The sequence below is a fragment of the Polyangium jinanense genome (assembly GCF_028435265.1).
Lineage (GTDB): Bacteria > Myxococcota_A > Polyangia > Polyangiales > Polyangiaceae > Polyangium > Polyangium jinanense.
Genome location: NZ_JAGTJK010000002.1, coordinates 58359 through 73027 on the forward strand (window position 1 = coordinate 58359; position 14669 = coordinate 73027).

At 68.4% G+C, this 14669-nt stretch carries 12 protein-coding genes; 3 read left to right on the top strand and 9 right to left on the bottom strand.

The window, feature by feature from the left end; genetic code table 11:
- Genes KEG38_RS04550 through KEG38_RS04560 form a run of 3 tightly spaced genes read right to left on the bottom strand, consistent with a single transcriptional unit; the run spans window position 1 to window position 3619 of the window.
- Window positions 1–2340 carry an Eco57I restriction-modification methylase domain-containing protein gene (locus KEG38_RS04550; RefSeq protein ID WP_272417774.1) on the bottom strand — a complete coding sequence of 780 codons (2340 nt, stop codon included), beginning with the start codon at window positions 2338–2340 and terminating at the stop codon, window positions 1–3.
- An 8-nt stretch (window positions 2341–2348) separates the two neighbouring features.
- The gene (locus KEG38_RS04555; RefSeq protein ID WP_272417775.1) at window positions 2349–3200 is read right to left on the bottom strand and encodes a hypothetical protein; all 852 of its coding nucleotides are present in this window, start codon (window positions 3198–3200) and stop codon (window positions 2349–2351) included.
- Entirely contained in the window at window positions 3197–3619 is a 423-nt protein-coding gene (locus KEG38_RS04560; RefSeq protein ID WP_272417776.1) for a hypothetical protein, read from the bottom strand. The genes KEG38_RS04555 and KEG38_RS04560 overlap by 4 nt, the downstream gene beginning before the upstream one ends.
- A gap of 164 nt (window positions 3620–3783) precedes the next feature.
- On the opposite strand from KEG38_RS04560, the gene KEG38_RS04565 reads away from it, so the two are divergent.
- On the top strand, window positions 3784–6387 hold the full coding sequence (locus KEG38_RS04565; RefSeq protein ID WP_272417778.1) for a DUF2169 family type VI secretion system accessory protein: 2604 nt from the start codon (window positions 3784–3786) through the stop codon (window positions 6385–6387).
- 57 nt (window positions 6388–6444) lie between these two features.
- On the top strand, window positions 6445–6711 hold the full coding sequence (locus KEG38_RS04570) for a hypothetical protein (protein WP_272417779.1): 267 nt from the start codon (window positions 6445–6447) through the stop codon (window positions 6709–6711).
- Here KEG38_RS04570 and KEG38_RS04575 read toward each other — a convergent pair.
- Entirely contained in the window at window positions 6650–8323 is a 1674-nt protein-coding gene (locus KEG38_RS04575) for a sensor histidine kinase (RefSeq protein ID WP_272417780.1), read from the bottom strand. The two genes, KEG38_RS04570 and KEG38_RS04575, sit on opposite strands and share 62 nt — an antisense overlap.
- Before the next feature lie 537 nt (window positions 8324–8860).
- On the opposite strand from KEG38_RS04575, the gene KEG38_RS04580 reads away from it, so the two are divergent.
- On the top strand, window positions 8861–9703 hold the full coding sequence (locus KEG38_RS04580) for a sigma-54-dependent transcriptional regulator family protein (RefSeq protein WP_272417781.1): 843 nt from the start codon (window positions 8861–8863) through the stop codon (window positions 9701–9703).
- Window positions 9704–9709: 6 nt separating this feature from the next.
- Here KEG38_RS04580 and KEG38_RS04585 read toward each other — a convergent pair whose 3' ends face one another.
- The 5 genes from KEG38_RS04585 to KEG38_RS04605 all read right to left on the bottom strand — a co-directional run bounded on the left by KEG38_RS04585 (window position 9710) and on the right by KEG38_RS04605 (window position 14667).
- Window positions 9710–10441, bottom strand: coding sequence for an N-acetylmuramoyl-L-alanine amidase family protein (locus KEG38_RS04585; RefSeq protein WP_272417782.1), 732 nt, complete (start codon window positions 10439–10441; stop codon window positions 9710–9712).
- Window positions 10442–10501: 60 nt separating this feature from the next.
- Window positions 10502–11212 (bottom strand): N-acetylmuramoyl-L-alanine amidase family protein, encoded by a 711-nt coding sequence (locus KEG38_RS04590; RefSeq protein ID WP_272417783.1) that lies wholly within the window; start codon window positions 11210–11212, stop codon window positions 10502–10504.
- A gap of 84 nt (window positions 11213–11296) precedes the next feature.
- Window positions 11297–13432, bottom strand: a complete 2136-nt coding sequence (locus KEG38_RS04595) for a type VI secretion system Vgr family protein (RefSeq protein WP_272417784.1) — start codon at window positions 13430–13432, stop codon at window positions 11297–11299.
- A gap of 15 nt (window positions 13433–13447) precedes the next feature.
- Entirely contained in the window at window positions 13448–14308 is an 861-nt protein-coding gene (locus KEG38_RS04600) for a DUF4123 domain-containing protein (protein WP_272417785.1), read from the bottom strand.
- Window positions 14305–14667 carry a PAAR domain-containing protein gene (locus KEG38_RS04605; protein ID WP_272417787.1) on the bottom strand — a complete coding sequence of 121 codons (363 nt, stop codon included), beginning with the start codon at window positions 14665–14667 and terminating at the stop codon, window positions 14305–14307. The genes KEG38_RS04600 and KEG38_RS04605 overlap by 4 nt, the downstream gene beginning before the upstream one ends.
- Between the last annotated feature and the right edge of the window lie 2 nt (window positions 14668–14669).

A 14669-nucleotide genomic window follows, 5' to 3' on the forward strand; every position in this document is an offset into this window, starting at 1 on the left:
TCAAGGCGAGGGGGCGCGATCCGGGGTCACGGTCCGCGCCCATCGTTCGATGGGCCCCCGCTCCGGCGGCGCGACGCCGAGCGCGCGGGCGACGAGGTCGTCGAGCGTGTCCTGCTCGGACCGGCTGATGCCCTGATTGCGGGTGCCGAAGTGCCCGGCGAACGCTTCGATCTCCGGGACGAGCTCGGGATGGGCCGGCGCGGGGAGCGCGCGCAGGTGGGTGATCTTCACCTGCGGCATTCCTTGCCGGGCGTCACGGTGCCGCATGTAATGGTAAAAGCGAATGGGGCTCGCGTTGAGCCAGCCGAGCAGAAACGCCGCGCTCCATTGATCGTCGGAAAAACCCGCGAGGATCGAGTTCCGGAAGGCGATGCCGTCCGACAACGCGACCATCGGGAAGCGGGCCGTCTGGCGGATGAGGAGGCGCACGGCGAGCCATTCGACGTCCTTGCGGAAGCGACCCGAGAAATCGGTGGGGTCGCAATAAAGGCGCGGAGGACGCCGGGAAAACGGCTCGATGTCGCCGCCCACGCGCAGGCCGATCTGGAAACGGCCGTCGGGCGCCTCGCGCTCGTGGAGGTGCCGGACGTCGTCGCCGTTGCTCTGAAAACCCCGCTCGCCGAAGAGGTGCGGCGGGAGCTTCGGCAGGGCCGAGAGTTTTTCGAGCAGGGCTGCCGTCTCGGCGTCGAGGTCCGAGCGCGCGAGGGGCCAGGCGAGGGCCGTGCCGAGCGAGGCTTTCTCGTTTCGACGCGTGGAGAGCAGGCCCATGCTCGGCTGGAAGACGCCTTCGAAGGCGTCCCCGAAATCGGGCAGCTCGTCGTCGCACACGCAGAGCACGTCGTGCGCGCGGCGTGAGGGCTCGTAGCCGCCGAGGTCGGACATCGACGTGGGCAAGACGAGCCCGAGCCGACCTCCAGGACGGAGCATGCGGGCGCACTGGTGGACGAAGAGGCCCTGCAGATTGCGATATCCGGCGAAGGCGGGATTCGTGCGTCGATAAAATTCGCGAAGATCGTCCGCGAGCGGCTGCGCGGCGCGGCCGGCGTACGAGACCCAGGGCGGGTTTCCCACGAACGCGTCGAAGCCGCCGCGACCGAAGACCTCGGGCAGCTCGATGTGCCAGTGAAACGGAAAGCGGGTGGCCGCAAGCGCCGCGGCCTCGGCTTCGAGCTCGGCGAGACCCTCGCCGGTGAGATACCTCGCAGCGAGATCGGGCAGGGCGGCGAGGCGTTCTTTCTGGGCTTTTTTGTCCTTCGAGGCAAAATGCGCGGCGAGCAGGGCATGGCCCACGGTGCGCAGCGGCGCGAGGGCGCGATCGGCCTCGGCGAGCAGATCCGGATTGGCCGTCTCGAAAAAACGTCGCCGCGCCGTCGCTGCCTCGGCCAGGCGCTCGCGTACCGGCGCGGGGGAGACGTTTTCGATCTCCTCGCGCCCGAGGCCCACGAGCGAATCCCCGTGGCGCAGGCTGGCTTCGAGGAACAAAAAGGGATGCGTCTTCGGCGCCGTGAGCAGCCATAACGAGACGCGGGCGAGGTCCACGGCGATGGGATTGCGATCCACGCCGTACAGGCAAACCTCGGCGACCCGCCTCCGCGCGAGGGATTGCGGGTCCTCGTCGGGCGCCTCGGGCGCGGACATTCCTGCGCGCTCCCAGGCGGCGACGAGGCGATCGGCGAGCCACCGACAAACCTGCACGAGAAATGCGCCCGCTCCCATGGCGGGATCGCAGACCGAGAGGCCGAGGATCTCCTCGGCGCTCGCGTCCGGGCGCACGAGCGGGGCGAGCGTGCGCTCGACCATGATCCGCGTGAGGAGCGGCGAGGTGTAATGGGCGCCGAGGCGCCGACGCTCCTCGGAAAAACCCATCAGGGTCTCGTAGACGGTGCCGAGGTGCTCGACGTCGAGCTCGGCGTAGGCGAGGCGCTCGCCCGCGGCGAGGAGGAGTTTGTCGAGGATACGCAGGACGACGGCGTCGGAGAGCGGCCCTTCGAGGAAGGGATACGCGTCCGCGTCGAAGAGCGAGCCGCGCCGGGCGGGGCCCGGGGGCGGGGTTTGTCCGAGGAATCCTTCGTGAAGATGGCGAAACAGGGCGAGGACACGCGGCCAGGCGTCGTGACGATCGGCGAGCGAGGCGCGGTCGGCCGCGGTGAGCTCGGCGTGGAGGGCGCCGAGGTCGTCGCCTGGAAAGAGCCCGCGCGACGACGCGAAAAGGACGACGACGAGGCGCAGGATCGCGCTCACGAGCCCCGCGGCGTCCGCTCCCGGAAATCCGGAGGCGAGCTCGCGCAGGGCGAGGGGTGCCTGTTCTCGCAAAACGCCCGCGCCTCGGGCCGCCTTCACGCTCTCCGTCACTGTTTTTCGCAATGGATGAGCTCGATCCAGGGGAGCGCCGCCTCGCTCGCGTCCGCCTCCGCTTGGCTCGTGTACGTGTCGTTTCGCGCATACCCGGTCGCGGCGCCGTTGCTCACGAGCCCGATTCCGTGGGAGGTCGTGGCGAGCGAGACCTCGCCTCCGTGGAGATGCGTGCGCGGGGTCGCGCTCGAAAGAGGTTCGCCGCCGAACGAGAGATCGGCAGGCGCGTCTTTCGGCAGGCCCACGACGAGCCGCCCTTGTGTCGCGGCGGCCTGCTGGAAGCCCGTGGGGCACGTGGGGCCGTCGTAAAAGATTTGCATGCCCTTCGGCAAAGGTTTGACCCCGGCCACGGGCTCCGCGAGCTTTTTGCACGCGAGGAGCTGAACGTAGGGCAAACGCGTGGTCGATTCCTCGGAGGTCGTCACGAATTCGACCGTGCCGGCCGCGGCGACGCCCTGGTTGCCGCCGCCCGGGGCGCCCGCATACGTGATGGGGACGAGGTCGAACGCCGCGCGCACCCCGTGCGTGTGGGGCCGCTCTTCCCCGCTCAGGAGCGGCTCGCCCACGGTCGTGCCACCCGACGCGTCGGCGATCGTCGGCAAGATCGTTCGTCCGGCCGCGGCCTTGTACGGCTCCCATCCGCTCGGGCAGGCGGGTACCTGGAAAAACCCGATCGTGTTCGTGGGCAATGCGTCGCCGCGCGCCCCGGGGCCGCCGCCCGCGCCGCCGCCGCTCCCGCCGCTTCCATTCCCGCCGGCGCCGTCCGACGATCCACCGGTCGTCGAAACCGACCCGGCCGCGCAGGCCGTGACGAGGGCGATCGCCGCGATCGTGACCATGCTTTTCATTGCTTGACGCATGCGATCACCTGCACGAAAGGAAGGCCCGACACACCCGGATCGGTGGTCCCTGCAATGGCGTACGTTTGCGCCTGCGCCCCCGCCTGATTGCTCCCGTCGGCGGCCGCGATCGCCTTCGAGGGCAGGGCGATCTCCCCCGCATAGTCGTGGGTGTGCGTGCGATCCTCGCGGTCCGAAAGCGGCTCGCCGACCTGCACGCCGACATCCTTGCCCTCGGCGACCGCCACGACGAGCCGTCCCTCGATGTTCGGCGCGGGCGCCCATCCAGGGGGACAAACACCACCCTCGACGTGAGCCACCATGCCGGGCGGCACACCATCTTCCTCCACGGGTTCCCCGGACGCGCTCCGGCTCGCGACGAGCCCGAGGCCAAGACCGAGGCCGAGGAGCAGAAATCTTCCTGTCATCGTACCCGAGATTGGTTTGTGCATGTGCGAGGCGTATCGACCCGCTCCCGCGGCGTCAACGGGTAGCGTATGACGCACCGCTCCCGTGTCCGACTCCACAGCGTCGACACCCCCTTCCATTTTTCCCGTCGGATCCCGTGCCATTTGAGATAGGCTCCGGCGCGATGCAAATCCTCTCGGTCGGTCCCCTGCGCACCGGATCGCTCGTGTGGCAGAAGCGCGCCGGGGGCTTCGTCCTCACGGTCGTTTGCAAGGCCACGTATTGGCTTCAGCCCGGCGAGGCCGTGCTCAACAACGAGCAAGAGGCCCTCAATGAGGCCGACGATCACTGGGACGACGACCCGAACCGGAGCTTGCGCGCCGCGAGCGACCTCGTGCCGCTCAAGCCGCGCCCCGAGGTCACGCTCGTCGGTTATGCCTACGCGCCGAACCAGCAGCCCGTCCGATCCCTCGTGGCCCGTCTCATCGTCGGCGAGGTCGACAAGTCGATCGAGGTGTTCTGCGATCGCTCGTTCCTGCCCGATGGCTCGCTCCAGGAAGGCAGCCGGTTCACCCGCATGCGCCTCACATGGGAGCGCGCAGGCGGCGGGCCCGGGACGAACAACCCCGTCGGCGTGCGCGCCGACGTGCGCGACGGATATGGAAGACGCGCGCTGCCGAACCTGCAGCCCCTCGGGATGTACGTCTCCTCGGCCGACGATTTCGTGCCGCCCGTGTGTTACGCGCCGATCGCGACGAGCTGGCCCTCGCGCGCGGACCTCGTGGGGCGCGCGCCGCCGCCTGCAGGCGTGGGCCTCGAGGGGCCGAGCGAGGCGTATTTCAATGCCGCGCCCTCGGATCAGCTCCTCACGGCGCTGCGCGACAACGAGCGTATCGTGCTCGAGAACCTGCACCCGGAGCACACGCGGCTCGTGACGAACCTGCCGGGCGTGCGGCCCGCCATCTTCGTCGACCGTGGGCAAGGGCCGGCGCAACGGCAGAAGGTGCGCGCCGACGCGCTCTGGATCGATACGGACCGCGGGATCGCCACGCTGACGTGGCGCGTGCAGATCCCGCTTTCGCGGCCGGACGAGCCGGGGCGTATCATCGTCGGAATGGAGATGCCCGGCCACGAGATGAGCTGGGGCGAGATCGTCCAGGCCATGGCGGCCTCGGAATCGAAGGGGTATTCGGAGGAAGACCATACCCAGACGAACGTGATCTCGCAGGCGGAGGCCGAAGCGGCGCGCCGCGCGGCGCTGCCCTTCGCAGCCGCATCCCTGCAGCCGGCCGCGCGCGAGCCGCAGCCCTCGCTCGCGGGGGATCTGCCGTTCCAATCGTCGGCGCCGCGCCCCTGGCCGCAGCAGCTCCAGACGCCGCAGCCGCCGACGATGAAGCCCCCGCCCTTGCCCTCGGCGGCGCGGGGCTCGCTACCGGGGACCGTCGTCTCCCCCGCGATCGTGCCGCCCGTGCCCAAGCCCGCGCCGTCGGTGCCACAGGCCACGCCCAAGCCCGCGTCGATCTCCACCCCCGCGTTCGTCCCGCCCGTCGTGCCCGCGCCGGTCGTGCCGCCCGCGCCCGTGGCCGCACCGCCGCCGGTCGTCTCCGTGCCCGTTCCAGCGCCCGTGCCGGTCCCGGCGCCCGTTCCTGTCTCCACGATTCCCGCGGCGCCCCCGTCGCGCCCGCCGGCTGTGCCTGCGCCGGTTCGTCCTGGAACAACGTCGTCGTCGGAGGGCGGCCGCGCGCCGAGCCCGTGGGCCGGCGGCGCGCCCGGCGGCGTGGCTCCGGGGCGCGAGACGCTCGGCACGGCGGCGGCCGCGGCCGCGGCGGCGGTCGCGGAGGCGCCCAAGGAGTCGGCGTCCGACGGCGGCGCGCTCGGCGCTTCGAATGATGCCGCGGGCTTGCGCCCGTGGAGCGCGCCGCGCCGGGAGATTCGCTCGCTCGTCGCGGAGGAAGAGGCGGCAAAGCCCGTCATCGTCCGCGAGCTTTTGCACCTCGTATGGTTCGAGCCGAGCTTCGTGCCGCGCATCCGGCGCGTGCCCGCGTGGAAGAGGTTGCTCTCCGAGCTCGAGCAGCGCGGCGCCGACAAGGAGATCGACGACGTGCTCGCCGGCAAGGAGGCGTGGGAAATCGAGGATCGCCGCGAGATCTTCGAGATCCTCGCCCGCGCCGATCGAATGGACGACCGGAGCCTCGTCGAGCTCATGGACCAGGCCATTCGCGAGGACGGGAAATACGCGACGCCGATCGTGCTCGTGGGCGGCGAGATCGAGACGCCGTTCGACGAAATGGAGACGCTGAAGGCGCTCTCGACCGCGGCGGCGCCGCTCGTCGGGCCCACGGACGAGGGGCTGAAGGCGGCCGTCGAGGCGGCGGACAAGTTCATCGCGCGGTCGGGGCTGTCCTGGGCGCCGGTCGTGCCGGAGGGTTTGTCGAACCGGATCCGCGAGGCGTTCGCCCGGGAGAAGAAGGGTTTGCCCGCGGACGCGCTCGACATGCAGGCCGAGCGGGCGCTGCTCGGCGGGCGTCATTATCAGAAGCGCGAGGTGCTCGGCGGGACGTACCTGCGGCTGCTCCTGCGCATCCATTCGGACATCCTGCCCATCGTGGCGTACGCGCCGGACGCGGTCGCCCGCAAGCTGCCGATGTTCCGCAAATTCCGGGCGCGGCTCGTGGGCGAGCTGCACCCGGCGCAGGACCAATACGAGGGGCGGGGCGAGGCGCTCCGGGCGCTCGCGATCGGGACGGTGACGGTGCCGGAGCGGGGGACGGCCGGGGCCAAGAGTTGATGGTGGAGCCCCACCCTGGCGACGGCGGCGCCTGGCCCCACATGCGGGCAGAGGCGCATGACGGAGCTCATTGGCTGGGTCAGCTCGCTCATCCTGCTCGCCACGCTCACCGGGCAAAATTGGAAACAGTGGCGCAGCGATTCGGTGGCGGGCGTATCGAAATGGCTGTGGATCGGACAAACCGCGGCCTCGATCGGGTTCACGTCGTACAGCGTGCTTCTGGGAAACTGGGTGTTCATCGCCACGAACGCGCTCTTGCTCGTCAATGGCCTCGTCGGCTTCGTGGTGGTCCACCGCCGGGCGAAGCGTGCTCGATCGGTTTGACGGGGAGGGTGAACGAGAATGTCGTCCCCACGCCGAGCTTGCTGTCGACGGACACGATCCCGCCGTGGGCCTCGACGATCCCCTTGACGATGTACAGGCCGAGCCCCGCTCCCGCGCCGCGCGCCGCGCGCGGACGCCAGTAGCGATCGAAGAGACGCGGGACGTCTTCCGGCCGGATCCCCGGCCCTGTGTCGGCGACCGAAAATCGCACCCAGGCGTCGTCGAGCTCGGCAGAGAGCGTGATCATCCCGCCCCCGGGGGTGAACTTCAATGCATTGCCGAGGAGGTTCGAGAGGACCTGGATCACGCGGCCGCGGTCGCACGTCGTCGAAAGGGCGCAGCCCAGCGTGCGGGTGCCGAGCTCGATTTTCTTTTGCTCGGCGATCGGCGCGTGGATGTCGGCAACCTCGGCGAGCAGCGCGTCGACCTCGCACCGCTCGCGCTCGAGCGCCAGCGTGTTCGCCTCGATGATCGCGGCGTCGAGGAGGTTGTGGAGCAGCTCCATCGCGTGCTCGGCGGTCACCTTGAGCTTTTGCGCCCGTTCCCGGACCCATTTCCCGATTTCGTCCTCGGGCGCCGTCCGCATCATGGACGAGGCGACCAGCGTGATCGCCGAGAGTGGATTCCGGAGGTCGTGCGCCGCAATGGCGAGCGCCTCTTCCCGCGCGAGCCGCGCCCGCTGCTCTGCCTCGTACAGGCGTGCCCGCTCCAGGGCCTGCCCGCATTGCTGGGCGAGCGTGCACATGTACGCCCGATCGTCCTGGTTGATCCTGCAGGTATCGAGGTACGTGACGCCGAGCGCGCCGATCGTCCGATCGCCGACCTTCATCGGGACAACCACCCAGGTCTTGGCCCAGCGCTGCGAAGGCGCATCGGGGTAGGCCGCGCGAAACGCTTGCGGGGAGTCGTAAACGAGGAGGCGGCCGGTGCGAATGCAATCGGCCCACGGCAAAGCTGCGGTGAGGAGGGGCACGCGGCGCAATCGCTCGAGGTCATTTTCCGGATAACCGGGGGCGAGGAGGACCTCGATCATGCTGCCCTCCGCCAGCGCGACGTACCCCGCGTCCGCGTAGACGGCGGCGAGCCCCTGCCGCAGCACGACGTCCGCCACCTCGGTGGGCGTCACGGCGCGCGCAAGCTCGGACGTGATCGTCTGGAGGCGCGCCATTCGCGCCTCGGCCAGCTCGACCCGGATGCGCGCCGCCCGTTCGCCGGCGAGGTCGCGCTCCCGCGCCTCCTCGGCGCGCTTGTAGCGCCCGGTTTCTTGCATGACTTCGAGGATGTGGAGCGGAGCCCCCGAGGGGCCGCGGGCGACGGAGCGGGTGACCGCGACCCATAGCGACGAGCCATCCCTTCGTAGCAAGCGCTCCTCGGTCGTGGCGGATTGCACGACGCCCTCGCCGAGCACCTGCATGTGCTGGAGGGCGGCCTTCGTGTCGTCCGGATGTCGGAGGTCCTGCGCGGGGCGCCCGGCGAGCTCTTCTTCCCTGCGGCCGAGCAAATCGCAGAGCTTCGGGTTGGCGCGGAGCAAGACGCCTTCGAGGGAGACGACCGCCATTCCCACGGCGGCCAGATCAAACGTCGCGTCGGGTCGCTCCCCTAGGTCCGCCATGGCGCGGCTCGACTCCATCTTTCGCCACGGAAGGTTTCGTCAGGCACCTCGCGCTCGTACACTTCTCAGGATGTAGTCTAGACACAGCGGAGAGCGGAAGATGGCCATGTGCACCAAACTTTCGCTCGGAGATGGGAGGGGCCATGGTCACGGTGTCCCAGGAAGGCGTTGTCGAAGCAGGGCGGCTTTACCGGTCGACGGGAGCCATTTCGTCGGCGCTTTTGCGTCCGCACGTGCGGAACTCCTGGGAGCGCTCGCACCTCGGCGGCGCCAATCCACGACGCCCGTTCGCCGAGAGGCTCGGTGTGCTCGACACCGAGCGCCTGCGCGCGCGGCACGACACGCTGGTTCGCGCCGCGCAGCCGTACATGCAGGCGCTCTCGCGCGCCTCGGGACGCGAGCTGCACGCGGCCATTCTGGGGGATTCGCGGGCGGTGGTCCTCGACGTGCTCGGCGACGCGCGGACGATCCATGGCCCCGGGCCGATGCCCGGCCCCGGCTCGTTGCTCGACGAGGGCGTCTTCCGGGACGAACGGGGTGGGCACGGCAATCGTGGAAAACGCATACGTGGAGATCGTCGGGCCGGAGCATTTCATCGAAGGGTTTCAGGTCTTCAACTGCCAGGCGATCCCGGTGCGCGACGGCGCCGGGGCGATGGCCGGCGTGCTCAGCATCTCCGTGCGCAAGCACGAGGCCGGGCATCGGCTGCGCGAGATCATGCTCTGCGCCGCGCATGGCATCGAAATGGAGCTTTTGGCCGCGCGGCTGGAGGAGGAGCTGAAGCAGGCGCTCGTGGTGGGTGGGCAGCTCGAAGAGGCGCTCGAGCGGCTCCTCGGCGACATCCTCCAGGCGCAGGCGGGCGTGCGCCTTCGGCTCGCGTTTGCCGCGGAACAGCTCTCCTTCGACCGGTTGACACACGCGCGCGACCTCCTCGCGCTCGTGACCACGATCCTCGAGCGGTTCCGGCTTCACGCGGCCTTGTGGAGAGAGCTCGCGCGGGACGAGCCCGCCGCATCGCGTCCGGTTCCTCTCGACGCGCTGGTGCATGATCTCCTGGAATTGCTCCAGACCGAGGCGTCCATGCGCAATGTCGAGGTCGTCCTGCACGACATCGAGCCCCTCGTGATCGAGGCGGATCCGAATACCCTGTCACGAACGGTGTTTCGTCACCTGCTCGGGGCCATGCGGGCCGCCCGCGGCGGCGCCATGCAGGTGGACCTGCGCCGAAATGCCGATGGCGCCGAGCTGCACATCCTCCCCATTCCCGGCCCGGGTTTGACGCGGGAGAGCCTCGCGCCGTGGAAGCTCGTGGTGCCGGGCCGTCTGATCCTCTCGCCCGATCTGGGCGACGGGATCGCAGGGGCGTGGCTCAGCTCGTGAACGAATTCATCGATTGGCCGGGCGGGGCTGCGGGATGGGCACGTTCTTCGGCAGGCTGGAGTCCTCGCTGAAGATGGCCTTGTTCGCGAGGATGAAATCCTCGACGCCGTCGGCGATCTCGGCCGCGATCTCGCTCTGCTTCGTCTGGCAGGCCGTGCGGTCGGCGTCGTTCGAGATGAACCCGAGCTCGATCAGCACGGAGGCTTTCGTCTCCTTGCCGAAATGGTTCTTGTTGAGCACGTGGAGGTCGCTCCTGGGACTGATGGCGCCCTTCGTTTTGGGCTTGACCACCTTGGCGCGCGCGGAGATCGCAGTCGCGAGCTTGACCGAGTTCTTGAAACTCGGGTGATGGCAGACCGACTGGCCTGACGCCGACGCGCCGGCCGCGTCGAGGTGGAGGCTGATGAAGATGTTCGCCTTCTTGTCCTTGGCGATGTTGGTCCGCCAGTGGAGCCTCCTCCGGAGCTCGCTGATATCGCCGTCGCGCGTCAGGTGGACGGACTCGACGCAACTGGTCTTCGCCTCGAGCTTCGGCTTCAGGAGCTTTCCAATGGCGAGCGCGAGGTCCTTCTCGTAGATGTCGCCATGGACGCAGCCGGGGTCGATCGGGTTTCCCTTCTTGAGCCGGTCTCCGTGCCCGGGGTCGATGACCACGATGACGGCGCATTTCTGGACGGCGCTGCCGTCGCTCTGCTCCGTTGCGAGCGCCTTTTCTTGGTCCGGGGATACGGTCGTCATGATGGGATCGAGCCTCCGATGTCGTCGAGCAATCGGGAAGCGTGAATTGCTGAGCTCTGGTCAGGGGCCGCAGAGCGCGGCGCGATTGGCGCTCGCGTACGAGCAGATCCCTTCGCAGAGATACTCGGCGATCGGGTCCTTGTTGTTGAGGACGGCCGTGCGGTCTCCCGTATTCGAGATGAAGCCCAGCTCGAAGAGCGCGGCAGCCTTCACCGATTGGAAGATCGTGGAATCGCGCCAGATGCCGAGCTTTTTCGACTTCCACTTGTACGTGGCAAGCACGCTGAGGCCCATCGTTTTGACGCCCCGGGGGTCGAGCGGCAGTTTGTATGCCGCGTACAGCGAGGCCGCGAGCTTCGCGCTCTCCGCCTTGTTGGACGCTTTCTGATTGTAGTAGACCTCTTTGCCCAGGGCCGCTGTATTCGCGTTGGAGTTCAGGTGGAGGCTGACGAAGATATCGGCCTTCTTGGCGACAGCGACCTTCTGGCGCCACAGAAGCTTCTCCTGCGAGGGGTCATTGGCGATGCCCTCACGGGTCAGGTGCACCGCCTCGATGACGTCGGTCCGCGCGGCGAGCTTGCCCTTGAGGAGCTTCGAGACCTCGAGGACGTAGTCACTCTCCTGGAGGCCACCGCCGACGGCCCCCGGGTCGACGACGCTGCTCTCGTCGTGTGTATCGCCGTGCCCCGGATCGATCACCACGACGACGGCGCACTTCTGGACGCCGTTTGCACCCGCGACCTGCTGCTGCTGCTTGGACGAAACGTTCATGCCGGAACCCAAAAAATCGTGGCTATTCGTTGGCTTCCAGGAAGATGGTCCAGCTTGCCAGGACGAACCTCTTTGAAACGGACGTCATGACGGGATCGAGGTCCCGTCCTCGTCGGCGGGATCATCGACCGGGGCGTGATCATTCGGGCTCTCGTCGGACGTGGCCTGCTCCTCGGGCGGGGGCGGATCGAAGGGCTCCTCGGGCTTGCTGCCGCTGCCGTCGCCAGGCTCGCCGCGCTCGTTGATCCACACCATCGTGCCCCAGATCGTGACGCCCGCGCCGTCGAGCTTGATGAAGCCGCCCGGGCCCTTGATCGTGGCCGCGCCGCCCGCCTCGCCAACCCACTCCTCGCCGGCCACGTGGTGAATCTCTTGGCCCGCCCGGAGCGCGCTGCGACCCTCGACCTTCTCGTGGCGGCTCTTCTTCACCGTGAGGGATTGCTTGCCGTCGATCCGCTCGCGCCGGCTGCCCTTCACCACGAGGTGGACGTCTTTGTTGTACGTCTCGTTCTTGTTTTGCTTCGTGACCTCGTCGTAATCCTTGCCGACCCAGAACTTGCGGTTGCCCATCGTCTGCTCGGATTCGTCGTTCTTCACGAGCTTCTGCCGGTCGTGGACGATCGTGGCGAACTCGTCGTTGTTGACGTTCCGGTTGCGGTCCTTCTGCGCCTGCTGCCAGACGAGCTCTTTCTGCGCGAGATCCTCGAACATGATCTCGTTGAACCCGTCCGAGCCGAGCGAGGAATCGCTCTTCCACGTGCTGCGCGTCTTGTCTTGCGGCAGCTTGTACGGGACCTGCTGGGCGGCGTTGTAGACGCGGCCCACGATGATCGGGTGGTCCGGGTCGCCCTCGAGGTACGCAATGAGCACCTCGTGGCCGATGCGGGGCACGGTGACCATGCCATAGCCCATGCCGCCCCAGCCCTGGCTCACGCGGATCCAGCACGAGCTCTGCTCGTTCTTCTGGCCCTCGCGATCCCAGTGGAATTGTACGCGCACGCGGCCGAACTCGTCGACGTGGATCTCCTGGCCCGAGGGCCCGACGACCGTCGCGCTTTGCAAGCCGTTGATGCGCGGCTTCGGCGTCTGCCTTGCCGGACGATAAGGCGCCTCGGCGAAGAACGCGTGGCCGTAGAAGCTGAAATCGCCCGTGTCCGTGCCTTCGAGCGAGGCGCCGACGACGAGGAACTGGCGGCTCTCGGGGAGTGCTGCATGCGGGTGGCGCGCCATCGAGAAGATGACGCCCGGCGCGAGGTCGAACGTGTTGGCCGCGAAGGAGACCATCCGCTCGCCCGTGCGCTCAGCTTCGAGGACACGCGTCGAGAGCTCGGTGCCGTATTTGCCATCGTGCCGCGCGAAGCCGCGATCGTCGGCGTTCGGCGTGCCTTCGGCCTTGCCCGTCTCGACGAGGAACGAGCCCGCATCGTAATGGTACTGCTCCATCTTGCCCTCGATGCCGGCCGTCGGCTCGGCCTTGCCGAAGAGGGCGAGATCGGGCTTGCGCGGGTCGTAATCGCGAAACGTCGCCGCGCCGGGGCGAACCTCGCGGCCGAAGCGCACGCGGCTGATGAACTCTTTCTCGGCCGCCTCGTTCGGGTTGTCGACGTACGGAATGGGCGGGCCGGAGCGGGGCGCATTCGTCTGGATGCGATCGCCGAAAACGAGCGTCGTGCCGCGTTCGGGGTGCTCGCTCAGGGTATACGCGATGCCCGCCTCTTCGAGGAGGCGGCACATGAAGGCGTAATCGGTCTCCCGGTACTGGACCTTGTAATCGAGCTTCGGATACTTGTCGCGCTCGATGCGCCAGGTCGGCCGGATGTTCCACTCGCCGAGGAGGCGATCGAGGATGTCCGGAATCGAGACCTGCTGGTAGATGCGATTGTTCTGGCGATGCGTGAGCAGCCAGAGCTCCGGCACGATGTGGATGTGGTACGTCGAGAGCCCGTCCTCGGCGGAGACCTCTTGCAGCGCGTGCGCCTGCTCGGCGCGGGACACGATGCCCGTCCACGTGCGCTGGGCGCCGCTCTGCACGTGGGCATACCCGGCGTGCAGGCGGAAGCCCGCGGGATACCCGACCACGGCCCCGAGGTCGAGGCTATGGTCCGGCGAGCGGACGAGGAGGTGAATCGAAAAGAGGTTCGAGACGGCTTCCCGGACGGAAAAACGCCGCACGTAGAGGTCGCGTTGACCGGAGGCGAGGGAGAGCTCGAGGTTTGCCACGGCATTGACTCCGAATCAGTGAGGCCTTACGAGCGCCGAGATCGAGAGGTCCTCTTCCTCGACGAAGATTTCCTCCATGCCGGCCGAGAACTCCTGGCGTTGCGCGGGGCTGCAGGTCGGCCAGAAGACGCGGAACACGCCCGGATCGTAGAAACGGAAGTAGACCTTCTCGTTCGTCGATTCGAGGGTCACCATCAAGAAGCGCCGCCAATGCCGCCGCACCTCCACGAACTTGTCGTAGCTCGTGCAGAAGATGCCCCAGCGGTTGCCGAAACCCTCGGCGAGGAGACGGTCGAGCAGCGCCGAGTCCTTGCGGAACGGGCCCACGAGGTACGGCGCGACGTCTTCGAGCGTCTCGCCCTGCAGGCCGTCGTAGAGCGATTGATGCGGCTCGACGCCTTCCCGCAGCACTTCGAGGATCCGGCGATCACGCGCGCTGTCGACGACGGCATAAAGCGGCACCTTCGCCGCCTCCGCGCGCAAACGCTCGCACGCACGCGCCGCCGCCTCGATGCGCGCTTCTTCGTCCTCGGGTGAACGTTCGAGCTTTCGCCGCGGCGGCTTCGTCTTGCCCTCGACGTACACCAGGAAATCGGTCTCGCCGGCCTGAATCCAGCCGCCGTGCGGGACTTCGCCCTGCGTGGTGGCCTGGCCGCCGAGGCGCGTCCCGCCCTGGCTGCCGAGGTCACGCAAGAGGCACGACGCGCCGTCCCAGTGCAGCTCGAAATGCGTGCCCGACATCTGCCCGTCGTGCGCGATGACGAGGTCCGCGAGCTCGGTGCGGCCGACCTTCAGCGCGTGACCCGCCTCGACGGCCTTTTTCGTGCCGGCGAGCTTGCCATAACGCACCTCGACGATGAGCCGAGGCTCGGTCACGACCCGTCCCTCCCGGCCTTCTGGCGCGCGGCGCGCTCGGCCGCCTTCCTGGCGCAGTCCTCGCAGAAAGGTTTGTCCGTCTGGAGGACGGCCATCGGATTGGAGCCGATGATGACGGTTGGGCACCCCGACGCGATCGTTCCGCCGTGGTTCGTGGGGTCGCCTTTTCGCGCGGCGTCCTTTCCGCCGATGATGACGGTGGGCTCGCCGGCTGAAATGGCCGCGCCGCAAGCCTCGGCGTCGCCGACGCGCGCCTGGGGCTGAAAACCGACGATGACCGTGCCCTCGCCCTCCACGATGACATTCGGCGGATGAATCCCGCAGTTGTGGCGATCCGTGATTCGTGCGGCAGGAGGCATCT

Coding starts and splice junctions, on each gene's coding strand:
- KEG38_RS04555 (WP_272417775.1), bottom strand. CDS start 3,200: ATGAAAAGCATGGTCACGATCGCGGCGATCGCCCTCGTCACGGCCTGC.
- KEG38_RS04565 (WP_272417778.1), top strand. CDS start 3,784: ATGCAAATCCTCTCGGTCGGTCCCCTGCGCACCGGATCGCTCGTGTGG.
- KEG38_RS04585 (WP_272417782.1), bottom strand. CDS start 10,441: ATGACGACCGTATCCCCGGACCAAGAAAAGGCGCTCGCAACGGAGCAG.
- KEG38_RS04590 (WP_272417783.1), bottom strand. CDS start 11,212: ATGAACGTTTCGTCCAAGCAGCAGCAGCAGGTCGCGGGTGCAAACGGC.
- KEG38_RS04605 (WP_272417787.1), bottom strand. CDS start 14,667: ATGCCTCCTGCCGCACGAATCACGGATCGCCACAACTGCGGGATTCAT.
- KEG38_RS04560 (WP_272417776.1), bottom strand. CDS start 3,619: ATGACAGGAAGATTTCTGCTCCTCGGCCTCGGTCTTGGCCTCGGGCTC.
- KEG38_RS04570 (WP_272417779.1), top strand. CDS start 6,445: ATGACGGAGCTCATTGGCTGGGTCAGCTCGCTCATCCTGCTCGCCACG.
- KEG38_RS04575 (WP_272417780.1), bottom strand. CDS start 8,323: ATGGCGGACCTAGGGGAGCGACCCGACGCGACGTTTGATCTGGCCGCC.